This is a genomic window from Mycobacterium sp. D16R24 (assembly GCF_002013385.1).
In the GTDB taxonomy this organism is placed as follows: Bacteria; Actinomycetota; Actinomycetes; order Mycobacteriales; family Mycobacteriaceae; genus Mycobacterium.
Genome location: NZ_MAEV01000028.1, coordinates 59,452 through 74,196 on the forward strand (window position 1 = coordinate 59,452; position 14,745 = coordinate 74,196).

Sequence of the window (14,745 nt, forward strand, 5' to 3'; positions counted from 1 at the left end):
ACAACCCTCACTGTTTGACGCTGAACCGGAGCCCACTGATCCTCGGGTGATTGATCCCGGCGGTGCGCCGCTGCCTGCGCCGGTCAAGTCTGCGGCGGTGGTGCCGCATGTGGACGTAGAGCAGCCCACAGCGGCCCTTGAGGTTCCTCAGGCGGCATTCACGTCGGTCAGTGAGGTATTCGGGTCGCCGACCGATTTCCCGGCTTCTACCGATGTTCTCGTTCCGTCCGGTGCGAAGTCGCGGGCCCGAGCGAACATCGCTGCGCTCGAGGCGTTGGCGGTGCTGCGGGAGGCGCGGCGGCCGGCGACGTTGGCCGAGCAGAGGATCCTGGCGGCGTGGTCAGGTTGGGGAGCGATCCCTGGGGTGTTCGACACCCGGGACGACTCGTTTAGGGCGGAGCGTACGCGCCTGCAAGAGCTGCTCACCGATACCGAGTACCGGCGTGCTGAGGCATCGATCTTGAACGCGCACTACACCGATCCGGCGTTGGCGGCAGTGATCTGGCAGGCCGTCCAAAATGCTGGGTTCAGTGGCGGCCGGGTTCTGGAACCGGGTTGTGGCAGTGGAACATTCATCGCGCACGCCCCGCAGTCAGCGGTGATGGTGGGGGTGGAGAACGACCCCATGACAGCGGCTATCGCGGCCGCGTTGTACCCGTCGGCGCAGATCCGCAGCGAGGGTTTCGAGGCCACTCGTGTTCCGCAGGATTCGTTCTCAGCGGTGATCGGCAATGTGCCGTTCGGTGATTTCGCGGTCTACGACCCCGCGCACAACCCCGACCGGCACTCGATTCACAACCACTTCATCATCAAGTCGCTGGCATTGACCGCCCCGGGCGGCTATGTCGCGGTCTTGACCAGCCGCTACACGCTGGATGCGGGGTCACCGAAGGCCCGCAGCGCGATGCGCGAGCTGGGCGATCTGGTCGGCGCGGTGCGGTTGCCCAGCCGCGCGTTCTCGCGGGTCGCCGGTACGGAGGTAGTCACCGATCTGCTGGTGCTGCGCCGCCGCGAGGAGGGCCAGGCCCCGAGATCATCGGGGTGGCTGGTCACCGATGATCTGGAGTTCATGGACTCCGAGAGCGGAGACCTGCACAAGCTGCCGATCAACAAGTACTTCCTTGATCACCCCGAGAACGTGCTGGGCACGATGCGCCTGGGTCACGGAATTCATGGATCGCAGACGCTGCAGGTCGACGGCGCCAGCGGCACCGAGCTTGCCGGGCAGCTCGCGACGGCGCTGACCGCGATCGTGGATGCGGCCAAGACGAACGGTCTGGGTTTGGCCGCCCAGGCGCAGGATCTGACGGTTATCGACGAGTCGGCTTTCGATGCCGGGTTGGTCACCGAGCTGGATCGTCGGGACGAAATCCCGCCGTACACACTGCGTTACAACCCGCAGACCAAGAGCATCGACTATTGGGACCGCAAGCGGGGCTGGCTGCCGAATAAGACGCCGAAGTCTCGGATCGTGGAGACTCGCCAGCTCATCGAGCTGCGAGATGTCGCTGATTCGTTGATGAAGGCGCAGCGCGACGGCCGTACCCCGGCTGAACGCGAGCAGCTGCGCGGACATTTGAACCACCTGTACGACACCTATGTCGCCAAGTACGGCCCGGTGAACCGATTCACCTGGGTTTACCCCAAGGAGCCCGATCAGGTCGCCCACGATAAGAAGGTCGCGGCCGCCGAGGCGCGGTGGCGCAAATCCGTGGGGACAGCCGAGCTGCCGTACCGCGGTCCGGTGCCTGAGGAGCTGGCCGAGCAGTGGGACCACGACGGCTGGGAGGCCGCCGCCCCGCACAAGCGGCGCAGCCACCTCGACGGCGGTATGCGCTCAGATCCGGGCTGGACCACCATCGCGGCGTTGGAGTACTTCGACGAAGACGCCGGCACAGCCACCAAAGCCACGATCTTCTCTACCGATCAGATACTTACCCGCACAGAGCAATTGAGTGCCGACACGCCCGAAGAGGCCCTGGCGATCAGCATGGACCGGGTCCAGCGCGTCGACATGGACGTGATCGCCCAACTGCTCAACGTCCCCGCAGATGATGCGCGGGAGCTGCTCGAGGGTCTGGTGTATCCGAGCCTAGAAGATCCGGACATGTTGATCCCGGCGGTGACCGCGCTGTCAGGCAATGTGCGCGAAAAGTACGAAGCCGCAGTGCGAGCGGCAGACGACAACGAGATCTACCGGCCCTACGCGGCCGCGCTGCGCGGAGTCATCCCCTCCGATCGCACAGCCGGGGAGATCAAGGTACGTCCGGGCGCAGCCTGGGTGAGCCCACAGATCCACGCCCAATTCGCGAGAGAGACCTTCGGGATCGACCGGATGACCGTCGAGCATGTGGCTGGCCGCTGGGTCGTCGATCTCCCCAAGTTCCAACGGGACAACGCGTTGTTGACTGAGACGTGGGGCTTGGCACGCGAGGGCGCTGACGGCGCGAGTCTGTTTGAGGATGCCTGCAATTCGCGCAGCACCGTCTTCTATGACGACAAAGGTGAGCTGCAAACCGAAGCAACTTTCGCCGCGCAAGGCAAGACGGACAAGATCGTCGCGGAGTTCGCGCGCTGGGTGTTCGCCGATGAGAACCGGCAAGCCGAGCTGGTCGCGGAGTACAACCGTCGCTTCAACTCTCATGTGGCGCCGACCTACGACGGCAGCCATCTGCCGCTGCCAGGGCTATCAAATCATTACGTTCCGCACTACTATCAACGTAACGCTGTAGCCCGCATCGTCAACGAGCCAACTACTTTGCTAGATCATGTGGTCGGGGCTGGTAAGAGTGGCTCAATGTTCATGGCGGCCATGGAATTACGGCGTTTAGGGCTTGTTCGGCAGCCCTGGCTGGTGGTTCCTGGACATATCTTAGACCAAGTTGGGATTGAAGCCAAGCAGTGGTATCCGGCAGCTAACATTCTGCTGGGTTCGGCCGCGACCAACGCCGAAGGCCGGCGCAGGTTGATTGCGCAGTCGGCCGCCTCGGACTGGGATTTAGTCATCATCTCGCAGTCGGCGTTCACGAGCATTTCGGTGGACCCGTCGGTGCGGCAGGCCCATATCGAAAGCCAGCTCGACAATTTGAAGGAGCAGCTGGAAACCTGCGAATCGGTGCGCTCCAAGAAAGCCATTGAGCGGGCCCTCAAGCGGGCCAATGAGCAGCTGGACAAGCTCTCCGACCAAACCGGCAAAGATGTGGGCCTGCGCTTCGAGGACACCGGTTGTGACTACTTGCTGATGGACGAGGCCCACTCATACAAGAACAAGCACCGCATCTGCAATATTGACGAATTATCTTGCACCACAGCGGCAGAACGTGCCGAAGATCTTTCGATGAAGATGTCTGTTTTGCGGCGGATGCGCCGCGACGAGGCCCGCGCCGCAGGTATCCCCGAACACAAGATTGTGGAGCGTGTAGCAACGTTCGCGACTGGGACGCCGATCGCCAACTCCCTGGGGGAGCTGTGGGTGATGCAAACCTACATGCGCGAGTCGCTGCTGCGGGCGGCCGGAGTGGCCGATCTGTCGGACTGGGGTGCCACGTTCACCGATACCCACAGCACGATCGAAGTGAACGCCACCGGAACCAAGCTGCGGTCGGTGACGCGGGTGGGCAAGTACACCAACCTGCTTGAACTGCTGGCGTTGACCAACGCCTACACCGATGTCGTCACCCGCGATCAGGTACCGGTGCCACTGCCGAAGCTGATCGGTGGGCGCCGGCGGGTCATCAGCATCAAGCCCAGCACCGAAACTGTGGACTTCATTGCCGATTTGGGCTGGCGTGCAGATCATCTGGACCCCAAAGCGCCCGAGATGGACAACGTCCTCAAGATTGCCAACGACGGGCGCAATGTATCCCTTGATCCTCGTCTGGCCGGGCTCGGTGAACCGGAAGTCACCCGGGCTGCGGTGGTCGCCGACGAGGTAATGCGGATCCACGTCGCGCACGAGGACCGCCAGTACCGCGACCCGAACACTGGGGCGCCGACCGCGCGAACCGGGGCATTGCAGATCGTGTTCTGCGACCGGGGTACGCCGTCGAAGAACCCGCGCCAATTCACCATCTATCAGGCGATCAAGGATGAGCTGATCGCGCGCGGTATGGCGCCTGAGCAGGTCCGTTTCATTCACGAAGCTCGCAACCCTGCCGAAGTGACTCAGCTGCGCAACCAGTGCAACCGGGGCGAAATCTCGGTCCTGTTGGGCAGCACCGAGAAAATGGGAACCGGCACCAACGTTCAATTCCGTTGCGCTGCCCTACATCACGTAGATGTTCCGTGGCGACCCGCCGACTTGGAGCAGCGCGAAGGCAGGATCATTCGGCAAGGCAACCAGAACGAGAACGTCGAAATACTCTGCTACGTCACAGAATCGAGCTATGACACGGTTATGTGGCAGAAGGTGGAGGCCAAAGCACTGTTCATCGACCAGATGCGCCGTAACGTTGTGCGCGACACCGAAATCGAGGATCTTTCCGGCGGCGATATTGGCGCGGCGGCGGCCGAAACGAAGGCCATCGCTACCGGTGATCCGCGTTATCTGCGGCAAGTGCAGCTCGACGACGAAGTCAGACGCCTGGCTGCCCTAGAACGCGCCTTTTACGACGCCGCCCGCAACCGCGACATCAAAGTGCGCTCACTGGAAACTCGGATACCTCAGTGGCTCAGCGCCATGGAGCAGCTCGCGCCCGTGGCCCAGCGGGCCGCCGACATGCAGGCAGCCGAGAAGGCACCTGAGGTCCGTGTCGGCGGTGCCCGCCACGAGAGCGCCGTCGACACCGCGGTGGCCGTGGTCACCGAACTCGACCGCATCTACCACGCGGCGCGCGATGAGATGTCGACCAAGTACAAACCGACACAGATCACCATCGCCGGGCAGACGGTGATGGCCGCCCGCAGTTTCGGCGACGGGTCGCTGCAGGTGAAGCTGGACGTGGCATCCGAGGTCAAAGACATCGAGTACTCCAAACTGATGGCGGCCCGCTACGAGAAGGAAGCAGGGAACCCGAAATCGCGGGGTATTGCACGTCAGTTGGAGAACATCTTCACCGGCCTGCCCGAGCATGCCCGCACGATGCAGGCGACGCACGAACACTCGCAGCGCGAATTGGACGACATGCTCAACAACCCGCCCGGCGTGTTCGAGCACGCCGAAGAACTCGCCGAGAAGCAGGCCGAGCTTTCAGCGCTCACACTCGATCTGCGGTTGGCCGCCGAGAGCGCCGAAGCCAAAGCCAAGGCAGCCGCCGCTGAGGAACGCTTGGCCGCCCGGGGCCGCCAACCCGGCTGGACCCTGCTACTGAACCCGTCACCAGCTGTTGTGCGCGAGCACGGATTCGAGTCGGCCGACGAAATGAGGAAGGCGGTGCGCGCGATGGAACACTCAGCGGCGCTGGAATACCAGGTGGCACAAACCCAAGCGGAAGAAGAATCAGCGCAGGCGGCGGCCACGGAGAGCTTTGATCCGGTGACGCGGTTGCGCCTGGAGTACACGCTTCTGGAGGACGCGGCCGCACGGCCGGCGGGCACTCCCCGGCTCAACATCGGTCGAGCAGGCCTCGACGACGCACAAGCCGGTGCAGCAGCCGTGGTGGGACGCTCCCCGTACACGCTGAACGTGGTAACCGGCCAGACGAGCACCACGTGGCCAGTGCTGCGGGCGATCAATGCCGCTGCACGGGACGGAAAGCAAGCACCTGGGGTGTTCGTCGTGTGCCGTGACAGCGAACGTCTCAGCGAAGCCCTCAAGGCGGGTGTATCAGATCGGGGTTACGTCTTCGACGAACTCCAGGGGGTCACGGACGGGGCGTGGATTCTTGTCCCGGACGCCGAACGCTGGCCGCTGCTGCAGACGCATGAACTCGCTGATACCGCCCGAGTCCTTAACGCCAAGCTGGTGCTGGCCGGCGACCGCGATCATCGAGTACCTGGGGTGTTCCACGCCCTGGCCGCTGAGCTGCCCTGGGCCCAGGAAGTGAGCCCGCCCCGCGACCATGAGGCGGCCGCTGGTGCGGCGCTGTTCCTCGATGAGCACCTGAGCGTGGTCAACGACAAGCTCGAGCGTGGTGAAGAACTCGACACCACCGACGAACTCGTACGCAGGCTCGACGTCAAACGCGGCGAACTACGCCAAGCCCGCGCCGGCGAGTACGAACGCTGGCGAGCCATGGAACGGCGTATCGCCGAGGTCCGTGAACGCCGCAGCACCGACCGCGGCAACGATGGACCCGACATGTCGATGTAACTCGATTTCGGGGCATGTGGAATATCGGCAAATCCAGGCTTACGTTCGGTACAGCCACCGGGCGCCACACCGTCGTCGCAGGTGATTGAAACCGGAACCATCGCAGGGAGATACGGATGCCTGAGTCGGACAAGAACATCGGCCTCTACTCGAAGTACCGCGTGGAGCGCGTAGATGGCAAGGACAAAGGACCGTACTTCGTCCTCGGTTACACCACCGACCCCCATGCCCGGACAGCCCTGGCGGCGTACGCGGCATCGTGCCGCGAAGAATGCCCGGCGCTCGCTGCTGATCTACGCGAGGCACTGATGAAATCTGAGCCACCAGAGGGCACGACCGGCGCCGCGGCGGCCGCGCGGACTGCCGACGAGAAGGAACGGCAGTTCGTGCAGGGGCTGGATTTGCGATTGGAGAGCTTCTTCGATTACCTGGCCGCCGGGTACGGCTTCCCGCTCAGCACCGAAGCGAAGCTGTCGATATACCACTTTTTCGTCGATGAGTTGAACAACAACCCCTCATCGAGGTATCTGATCGCAGGAGCTCTCGCGGCGGCCACGATCCGTCTGACAGCCGACAAAACCGACGGGTAGCGGTGGACGCGATGACAGCTGCCAGGCCGACGTCCAGCTTCGTAGAACGACGACTGCGCGGAGATGCCGGAGTCATAACTCGCCGGAATACACCGGCCGGTGTCTGTGAACGCGACATGCTGGATCTTCTCCTTGCCCGGTACACGAGCATCAGGCGGGGCACTATCGCGGATCGGTGGACCCGCGCCGAGCATGTCGCATCCGATCTCGGCCACCGCCGTAAAGGCATCACGAAGGTCGCCGATTTTATCGCCGCCGACAAGTACCCCGGATTCCCTTACGGCTCCGCGCTGGCGCTTCACGGCCACGAGGTGAAAGTCTCTCGCTCTGACTGGCTTTCAGAGCTACGCGATCTCACCAAAGCGCAAGCTTGCAAGCGATACATGCACTACTGGTGGCTGGTAGTGCCGTCATCCGACATCGTGAAATCCGAAGAACTGCCAGCTGATTGGGGCCTGCTGGTGAGATCCAGCGACAAGCTGCGGGCAAAGATCAGTGCTCCTCGGCTGACCCCTGAGCCGATGCCTATGGATTTCGCAATCTCGCTGATGGCGGCGGCCGCGAGAACGGCCTACCGCGACCCATTACGTCGCGATGCCCCGACGGTGTTCGACATGGGCCAGGATCCACCTCGTTGCGCATTCTGCGGCGGGGCGAGCCCATGCCAGCTACATCAACCCCGAAGAAGCAGCAGAGACGAACATCGGCACCACGAATGGCGATAGGAGACAAGGAATTATGAAACGGATCCAGTGGAGCGCAGCAATTGTTGGTGCCGCCGCAACCGGCCTGCTGGCTGCGGCCAGCGGTCAGAGCTGCATCGCGTGGGCCGACCAGGACGAGAGCGCGGGCGTGATCACCTCATCGGCCACCGTCTACGAGGCGCTACCACCTGGACATCCAACAGCCATCTCGGAAGGGACACCGGTCACGGTCCTGTGCCTGACCGGATGGGACGGGCCCAACGACGGGCGGCCGGCGTCGTCCTCCAGTGATAGCCCGTTCGGCGCGTATCTGAAAGTGAACTATGCGCAAGGTTCCGGGTACATCAGAAGCGACAAAGTCGCCATCCGGCGAGGCGCGGGCGATGACGGTCTGCGGTCTTGCCCTGGCCGCGATTGAACTGATATCGAAGGGAGACAGCGAATATGCAGACCATGATCAGACCTCGCCTCATTGAATTCGCCACCGAGTGCGAGCTACAGGACCATGCCGAGCGGCTGAATCAAATCGGTGTCGACCCTGATGTTCCGATCATCGACGTCAACGGTCACGCCGTTCTGGCCTGCCGGACGGCACCTGGTGGTGACGGGTGGGGTTTCGAGTACTACTCACCCGGCGAGGACGGATTCATGCCGTGCATCCACCCTGCCGGAGCGGACTGCTGCGGCGGCGGCAGCGACCGAACCGGCATGTGGAAGCCAACATTTCCAGTGACCGGGCTGGTCTGCTATGACCTGTCCGGTACCGAAGGGCTGCGGGGAGAATAGCGATGGCCACCACGCACAGTTGCCCCGGCGGGTGTGGCCGGATAGTTCCAAACCGGCTATTCGCGTGCCGACAATGCTGGGGCATCCTTCCACGCGACCTGCAACGGCCGATCGTGGCAACCGCCCGGCTCTCGTTACTAACTCAGGCACGGGCGGCGGCGGTCTCAGACGCCAAGCGGTTCTACAGCGAGTTGGCTTAGGTGCACTGGTCAGATGACCTTGGGAGACAACGTGAGCGAAGTTCACGAGCACGCCAGCGGTGCCACGATCACCGCGCCCGACATACGGCGCGCAATCGAGGATCAGTGCACCGTACAGGACGGCTCGGTCGCTGGCTACGTCTCCATCGAGGGCGTGCTGGACCTCGTCGAACTGGCCAACTCGCTCAACTACGCAATCAGGAAGCCACAGAACCTGCCGCTTGATATTACGTCCCTACATACCAAGGAGATTCCCGCATGGCGCGATTGATGAGCGTCGCACTCACCACCGATCAGGTCCGCCGACGAGAGAAGACGGTCACACGCCGGGTCGGGTGGACAATGATCAAGCCGGGCGACCAACTGACCCTGTGCCCGAAGGTGCGTGGTCGACGCCGCGGCGAACCCCTGGAGCGGATCGTCACAGTCGAAGTGGTTTCCGTGCGCCGCGAACCACTCGCCGCCATCACGGTCGAGGACACCGAAGCTGAGGGCTTCCCACACATGACCCCGGGCGAATTCGTGGACTTCTTCTGCGCCACACATAAGGGCGTGTTTGCCGACACGGAAGTGGCCCGCATCGAATGGGCATACCCCTCCACAACCGCTGGCACCCAACCGCAGGCACATCCGGCATAGCCAGAAGTGTTCCACCAAGGCAAGGAGACTCGTTGTGGCGAAAGGCATGTGGGAAAGCCCCTTGGCCGTTCAGATCGACTCTGATGGGCTGCGGTGGATGTTCGGCCCCTTCCCGGGGATGCCCTCGGCCATGGGTTTCGTCTCTGATCATGTGTGGAACACGGACAGGTACCAGCACAGGTACGTGTGTCTGATCGAGCCGGAGGAAGCCACCGAGCGGTTGAACCGCAGATACGAAACCAGCGGTGGTGATGCCCCCACCCTTTTCGAGGCGGCCTGCCGCGAACGACGTGAGCCGCTGGAGGCGGCATTACGGGACGCCATTGAACGCGAGCACGGAGCGGTAGGCGACGGCCCGCACGGAGACGGTCTGTATGCCCATCTCGACGTTCACCGGCCGTGGCGAGTGCGTCTGAAATCGCGGGACTGCTGGGAGGGAGATTGCGAGCACGACCGCGACGAGGATGGGGGCTGCATGGCCCCAGTTCGGTTCGCGGTGTGGTGCAGGTCCTGCACACCGGTCTATGTCTCTGGCGGCGAGTTTGACGGCGAGCCGTACGACGAATGCCAAGTTGATTGGCCGTGCAGCCCGGTACTGGCCCTGTGCGCTTCGTTCGGTGTTGGCATCACCGGCAAGGCGTTACCAACCGACCGCCCGTAGTGGTGAAACCCTTGGGAGATAACGTGAACAGCGCTCGGGTAATAGAGCAGCGTACCGCCGAAGCGCTGCGAATCGGCGGCGAGCTCGAGGCGCGCGGCTGGCAGTTTATGGGCTGGAGCAGTGGTGGGCTGTACGCCAGTTGGCAGTTTGGCGATGCGCTGAGCGACCGCTTCACAATACCCGCAGTTTCAATCGTGGTGCTGAGAACGCCAGATACCGATGGCAGCTACGTCGCTGAGATCTGTTGGGACATACCGTATACCGACACCGACGACTGCCAGGTACTGGAGGGATACGTGACGAACTGGGAAGAGTTCGTGAGGCGGTTGCCGCAGATCGAGTCACAGCAAGGAACCGACCCGCATCCGTTCCCGGACATCCCTCACTACAGCTTCACACCAGCAGGCCATAGCAACTGAGGGTGCCGGATTGGGGCATGTGGAAGTTCGGTAGAACCGGGCTTACGTTCAAGGTGACCCTCCTGTGATGGCACCGAAAGGAACGTTTCATGGCCAATCTGATCGATGAGGTAGCTACCGTTCGCGCAGGTCTGAACTTGCTTGAAGCCGATGTACCCCGCATTGATGACGTCGGAGCTCAAGGCGATGTCCTGGTGTCGAAGGCAAGTTCTCGACGCGCGAGGACTCCTTTGCTTGCGCCGGTCGCGGTGGTCGACGGCGAGTACGGCGGCCATGCCCACACGCTGCATCCGGCGGGCGATTGCTTCTGGGAACAGCACGACCTTGGCGAGGCGGGGCTGAAGTTGGGTGTCCTCACTGTCTCGCGTGGAGCGCGGGCATTCCTTTTCCATGAGGAGCATGGCGGATTGGAGATCCTGCCAGGCACGTATCGTATTGGGCGGCAACGTGAATATGAGCGCGGCGGCTGGCGTCAGGTTGCCGACTGATGACTGAAACGGCCGCTTACCCCTTAAGCCCGGCGCTGCGCGCAACCATCGAGAGTCGTCTCGTCGCGTGGGACCGTCGCTTGCGTTCCACGAGCCGGGCTGATCGTCGCGAAGTAGAGGCGGCCGTGTGCCGCATGTACGAACGCTGCGGGATGCTGGCCCCTAAGAATTTCGTGTGGATGGGCTCCCCGATTGGCGCACAGTTCGCCGCCGATCTGCTGAGCGGCGACCCGGTGGCCGCACGCATGTTTCAGCACATGAGCGATGAGCAGTCCTGTACCTACCGTCGTGAGATAGAGGCGCAGATTGACCCGGAATACTGGTCGAAGCCAAGGCTTAACGACCCCAAGCTTACCGATCGGACTACCGGGCCGTCGCGCGCTGCCGATGCGCACGGCGACAGCCACCCCTACATTGACGGCCTCATAAAGCTGTGGACGTTCTATATTGCCCCTTTCGGGGGTGATGACGCTCTCTCGTCCCCGGGTCTGGTTGAGGTTTCCCGTATCTACGCATCACAGGGTCAGGAACAAACCCTCAGCGTTTGGATCTCGCTGCTCGCGCAGCGCCGCGTGGCACAAAGCGGACGGCGATTCTTCAATTCCAACCTTTGCAGTCGGTTCGGCAGGAACCTCGCCGCGAGGAGAGATCCCCGGTTTGAAAGACGCCACCACGACCACGGAGACGCGGATCTACGGCGCTGGACGACATACGAGTTGTTCGGTACCGCCGCAACGATCGCGCACGCTGCCGACATCGCCACCGTCGTCGAGTACACGAGCTACATTGAGGCGCTGCCGGGGGTTGCTGTCCTGGCTGAGAACCCGGTTCTGTACACGACCGACAAAGACGGCATGCTGCACAACGCCGCCGGGCCGGCCGTGCGATTCTCTGATGGCGTCGAGGTCTATTCATGGCGGGGCCGGTGGGTAGATCGCGATGTGATCGAGCAGCCGGTATCGCTGGAAGCGATTGTGACGGAACGTAATGCCGAGGTGAGGCGCTGTCTGATCGAGCGATGGGGGTGGGATACCTTCGTCCGTAAAGCCCACCTGCAACCGGTTGGTACCGAAGTCGAAGACCCCGGAAACGCACCACACACATTGCAGCTCTACGACATTCCAGGGCGGTTACAGCTCTCGCGCCGGAATCCCGCTCGCCTGTTGATGTGCACAAACGGATCCAGTGAGCGTGATGGCACCAGACGTCGCTACGGCCTTCTCGTTCGCGCGGCTCACACGGACCCTGTGGATGCGGCCGCTGAGCTATACGGGGTATCGCCGAAGACATACCGCCGAATGCAGGTGAGAACCTAGATGATTAGCGAACTGAGTTCAGACCACGAATTAGTCCGGGGCAGAGTGGAATTAGAGATCCGTGATGTGGCCGAGCTTGAGCGAATCGTGTTGTGCGGCGACGAGTTGGTTTCGTGGAGCGGCGGTAGGCATCGCCCTGAGTGCCCGCCGGCATACGTCGAGCCGGGAATCGTTGACGAGGACGAGAGCACAGGAAGACTTCACCTGCGTGTCTGTGATCAACGGGATGGACCGGAAAGCTCCATTGACCTCGATCTCAGAAGCCAAGTCTTTCCGCTGACGATCCGACGATCGGCCGATACGCATCAGCGGCAGCAAGAGACTGACAAGCCTTGGGCGCCTGTCCAGTTAGCCGATGAAAAAGGAGACGTTGTGATGAAACCACCTGGTGATGTCAGCCGATACCATTTTCTCGTTGATGATGAGGTGCAATTCGGCTACGACGCCGCTAGTCCGACCGCGGCAGTTCTTGTTGCGCAGCCTGATTCCGACAACTGCCTACGATTGGCGGACATTTCGGGGAGTTTCGGCGGCGGCGAGTACCGAACCCGTGTGAGCAGTCTGCTTCATGTGAGCGGTTGCACTGAGTGTGCGGCATTCAAGGCTGATTGGGAAGCGAAGGAGCAGGCAGCTTGGGATGCGGAGCGGGCGGCGTTCACACCGGAGGCGCTCGCGGTGGCAGATCACCTAGTTTGTTGCGGTTTGACGCTGACCACATCGAGTGGTCTGGCGTGCGGTCATGGCAACACGTACGTTCTGGCAGCCGATGCGCCCGTGGCGCTGTGGCTTCGTGAAGCGTTGGAAGGCGCCGTTTTTAGCGGCCCTGAGGGCCCGTGGCCGAATTGGGGTCGCACATGTCACGCGGTGGACTGGCCAGGTTTGATCGAGCAGCGGCCAGATGCGCTGGTTCCCGATCATGACATGTTGGCCAACAACTTCGGGGCGACGTGGGAGTCCATCGCCGAAGCATTCACCCTGCTGCGAACGGTTGATCCGGACGCGCATATGGATGTGAGTCTGTGGGTTGCCGAGGACGGCCGTATCACGGTCGATCCGTTCGGGTTCTACGCGACGCGCGAGGTGGACCGCGAGCTTGCGCAGCGCATCGACTCACTGCTGATCGCCGGCGGCCGGATGGCCGAGAACATCCATGACGATGGATACGCGCCAGGCCTTTCGGGGTGGCAGGTCGAGTGCTAGACCGCACAAACCGGCCAGCGCGGCGACCTAGCGGCTTGTCTCTATTGAAAGCCTTAATCCTGTTGTTGAAGAGAGGATTACATGATAGTGGGCGGGTGGGATTTGGCCACGTATGTCATCGCAGGCATCGCCTTCGCAGTGATCGGGGTGTTGTGGACCGCAGTGCGAACGCAAGGTTGGCGCTGGTGGACTCGCTTGGTCGCAGGGGTTTTGGTCGCAGCAGTGCTGGCGACGGTCGGCGTAGGCGCTGCGGTGCTGGTGCGTAACACTCCGGGTCAGTGTGCGTGTGCCATCAACCCGAGGCACGTATACGGCCAGTAGCAGTGTTACTGCTTGGGGTTGTCCCAGATGTCTTCGACGGCATGCGCCATGGCCGCGCCGTTTCTTGCCGCGGCGGCGGATGCCGCCAGGGATTCGGCAGTGGGCGGGTTTTGTTCCATGTGGTCGGCGAGTTTGTCCCTGATTGCTTTGAAGCGGTCGGCCGGGGATAGGTTGGGGTCGATGTCGTTGATGAGTTCGGCGACGGGGTCATGGCCGAGTTTCTTGATCTGGTCATCGACGCGTGCACGAAGGCCAGCAGCGGCGCCCAGTGCGCCGATCACGTCGGGCCGCTCTGTGTTGCTCATGCCTCGATGGTAGATCGGCGGGGGGTGATTGGGGCGGCTGTGCAGCCGATACCGTGTCGCCGCCGTTTTTCCGCTCTCCGACTTACTGTCGGGGTATGCAGATGGGTACGGCCCGTGATCCGGGCATTATCGAGCTCGATCGGTGGGTCACCGGCAAGTTTGGCGACGGTGCTCACCAGTTGGCTTTCAGCCGGAGTAATCCGTTTGATCCGCGCATGTCTGCGGCGGAGCGGCAAGTCTTGGTCGCCTTGATCGTGGAGCACGGCGGAGCCGAACAGTTGCGCGGAGAAGAGGGCGTTGAGGCAGCCGTCGAGGTCTTGATGGCCGATCGGGCTGCGGCGCTGCGAAGTCATCTCTGTTGGCAGATGAATCCTGCTGCACCTCGGCCGGACAGCCACATCTCGTTGAAGTATCAGAGCTGCTATTCCGGTTTGCGCGTGAGGATCACGGCGCCGATGGGTGTGAGGATTCCGGCCAACACCTTGTCGATGAAGCTTGAGGCGCTGCGCTTGCCGGATTGCCCTGAACGCCCGCTGTTTCCGAATGATCCGCCGGTCTGGCGGTACGCCGATCTGGGTATCGGTATGGAGCTGTATCGGGCGGCGATGGCCCGTTTGGACAGCGTCACAGGCGGTGATTGCCGCTGTTTGGACCACAGCACTAACGCACGTATCCATGCGGCGCGGTGGAAGCTGCATTGCGTGGATCCGTTCAAATGGCAGTCCAAGCGGTGCTGGGTGTGTCGTGATCACGGGATTGACTGGGGGAGCGCACGGCGCACCGATTTTGACGGTGTGCATCATGATCGGCGCCGCGATGAACCTGATGTGAGTGACGGCGCGATCGAGCCGTATCGGCGGTAGGTG

General features: G+C 62.5%; 15 protein-coding genes. 14 read left to right on the forward strand and 1 reads right to left on the reverse strand.

The genetic code is table 11. The features are described from left to right. The first annotated feature begins 46 nt into the window (after positions 1-46). The 13 genes from B4383_RS22245 to B4383_RS22310 all read left to right on the forward strand — a co-directional run bounded on the left by B4383_RS22245 (position 47) and on the right by B4383_RS22310 (position 13,574). Positions 47-6,250, forward strand: coding sequence for a helicase-related protein (locus B4383_RS22245; RefSeq protein WP_176138421.1), 6,204 nt, complete (start codon positions 47-49; stop codon positions 6,248-6,250). Between the two features lie 116 nt (positions 6,251-6,366). Beyond that, positions 6,367-6,840 (forward strand): hypothetical protein, encoded by a 474-nt coding sequence (locus B4383_RS27285; RefSeq protein WP_286150720.1) that lies wholly within the window; start codon positions 6,367-6,369, stop codon positions 6,838-6,840. 11 nt (positions 6,841-6,851) lie between these two features. Further along, positions 6,852-7,565, forward strand: coding sequence for a hypothetical protein (locus B4383_RS22255; protein ID WP_217697794.1), 714 nt, complete (start codon positions 6,852-6,854; stop codon positions 7,563-7,565). Positions 7,566-7,578: 13 nt separating this feature from the next. Then, positions 7,579-7,962, forward strand: coding sequence for a hypothetical protein (locus tag B4383_RS22260; protein WP_078293498.1), 384 nt, complete (start codon positions 7,579-7,581; stop codon positions 7,960-7,962). Positions 7,963-7,997: 35 nt separating this feature from the next. Beyond that, the gene (locus B4383_RS22265; protein ID WP_217697795.1) at positions 7,998-8,330 is read left to right on the forward strand and encodes a hypothetical protein; all 333 of its coding nucleotides are present in this window, start codon (positions 7,998-8,000) and stop codon (positions 8,328-8,330) included. Between the two features lie 231 nt (positions 8,331-8,561). Then, entirely contained in the window at positions 8,562-8,801 is a 240-nt protein-coding gene (locus B4383_RS22270) for a hypothetical protein (RefSeq protein ID WP_139360979.1), read from the forward strand. Then, positions 8,789-9,169 carry a hypothetical protein gene (locus B4383_RS22275; RefSeq protein WP_286150722.1) on the forward strand — a complete coding sequence of 127 codons (381 nt, stop codon included), beginning with the start codon at positions 8,789-8,791 and terminating at the stop codon, positions 9,167-9,169. The genes B4383_RS22270 and B4383_RS22275 overlap by 13 nt, the downstream gene beginning before the upstream one ends. A 34-nt stretch (positions 9,170-9,203) precedes the next feature. Further along, complete coding sequence (locus tag B4383_RS22280; RefSeq protein ID WP_286150723.1) at positions 9,204-9,830, forward strand: hypothetical protein; 627 nt, start codon at positions 9,204-9,206, stop codon at positions 9,828-9,830. A gap of 23 nt (positions 9,831-9,853) precedes the next feature. Continuing rightward, positions 9,854-10,249, forward strand: a complete 396-nt coding sequence (locus tag B4383_RS22285; RefSeq protein WP_139360980.1) for a hypothetical protein — start codon at positions 9,854-9,856, stop codon at positions 10,247-10,249. A gap of 89 nt (positions 10,250-10,338) precedes the next feature. Beyond that, positions 10,339-10,737: a hypothetical protein gene (locus B4383_RS22290; protein WP_078293506.1), complete on the forward strand. Its 399-nt coding sequence runs from the start codon at positions 10,339-10,341 to the stop codon at positions 10,735-10,737. Continuing rightward, positions 10,737-12,053, forward strand: a complete 1,317-nt coding sequence (locus B4383_RS22295; RefSeq protein ID WP_139360981.1) for a DUF6745 domain-containing protein — start codon at positions 10,737-10,739, stop codon at positions 12,051-12,053. Before B4383_RS22290 ends, B4383_RS22295 begins: the two co-directional genes overlap by 1 nt. Positions 12,054-12,428: 375 nt before the next feature. Next, on the forward strand, positions 12,429-13,253 hold the full coding sequence (locus B4383_RS22305) for a hypothetical protein (RefSeq protein ID WP_078293512.1): 825 nt from the start codon (positions 12,429-12,431) through the stop codon (positions 13,251-13,253). Between the two features lie 87 nt (positions 13,254-13,340). Beyond that, entirely contained in the window at positions 13,341-13,574 is a 234-nt protein-coding gene (locus B4383_RS22310; protein ID WP_139360983.1) for a hypothetical protein, read from the forward strand. Positions 13,575-13,579: 5 nt separating this feature from the next. Here B4383_RS22310 and B4383_RS22315 read toward each other — a convergent pair whose 3' ends face one another. Then, positions 13,580-13,879: a hypothetical protein gene (locus tag B4383_RS22315; RefSeq protein WP_078293516.1), complete on the reverse strand. Its 300-nt coding sequence runs from the start codon at positions 13,877-13,879 to the stop codon at positions 13,580-13,582. A gap of 95 nt (positions 13,880-13,974) precedes the next feature. Between B4383_RS22315 and B4383_RS22320 the strand changes: the two genes are divergently transcribed. Next, positions 13,975-14,742: a hypothetical protein gene (locus tag B4383_RS22320; RefSeq protein WP_078293518.1), complete on the forward strand. Its 768-nt coding sequence runs from the start codon at positions 13,975-13,977 to the stop codon at positions 14,740-14,742. The last annotated feature ends 3 nt before the right edge of the window (positions 14,743-14,745 follow it).

Bases quoted from the DNA above. Each gene is read 5' to 3' on its own strand.
- B4383_RS22315 (WP_078293516.1), bottom strand. From the start codon at position 13,879: ATGAGCAACACAGAGCGGCCCGACGTGATCGGCGCACTGGGCGCCGCT.
- B4383_RS22295 (WP_139360981.1), top strand. From the start codon at position 10,737: ATGACTGAAACGGCCGCTTACCCCTTAAGCCCGGCGCTGCGCGCAACC.
- B4383_RS22275 (WP_286150722.1), top strand. From the start codon at position 8,789: ATGGCGCGATTGATGAGCGTCGCACTCACCACCGATCAGGTCCGCCGA.
- B4383_RS22260 (WP_078293498.1), top strand. From the start codon at position 7,579: ATGAAACGGATCCAGTGGAGCGCAGCAATTGTTGGTGCCGCCGCAACC.
- B4383_RS22290 (WP_078293506.1), top strand. From the start codon at position 10,339: ATGGCCAATCTGATCGATGAGGTAGCTACCGTTCGCGCAGGTCTGAAC.
- B4383_RS27285 (WP_286150720.1), top strand. From the start codon at position 6,367: ATGCCTGAGTCGGACAAGAACATCGGCCTCTACTCGAAGTACCGCGTG.
- B4383_RS22265 (WP_217697795.1), top strand. From the start codon at position 7,998: ATGATCAGACCTCGCCTCATTGAATTCGCCACCGAGTGCGAGCTACAG.
- B4383_RS22255 (WP_217697794.1), top strand. From the start codon at position 6,852: ATGACAGCTGCCAGGCCGACGTCCAGCTTCGTAGAACGACGACTGCGC.
- B4383_RS22320 (WP_078293518.1), top strand. From the start codon at position 13,975: ATGCAGATGGGTACGGCCCGTGATCCGGGCATTATCGAGCTCGATCGG.
- B4383_RS22305 (WP_078293512.1), top strand. From the start codon at position 12,429: ATGAAACCACCTGGTGATGTCAGCCGATACCATTTTCTCGTTGATGAT.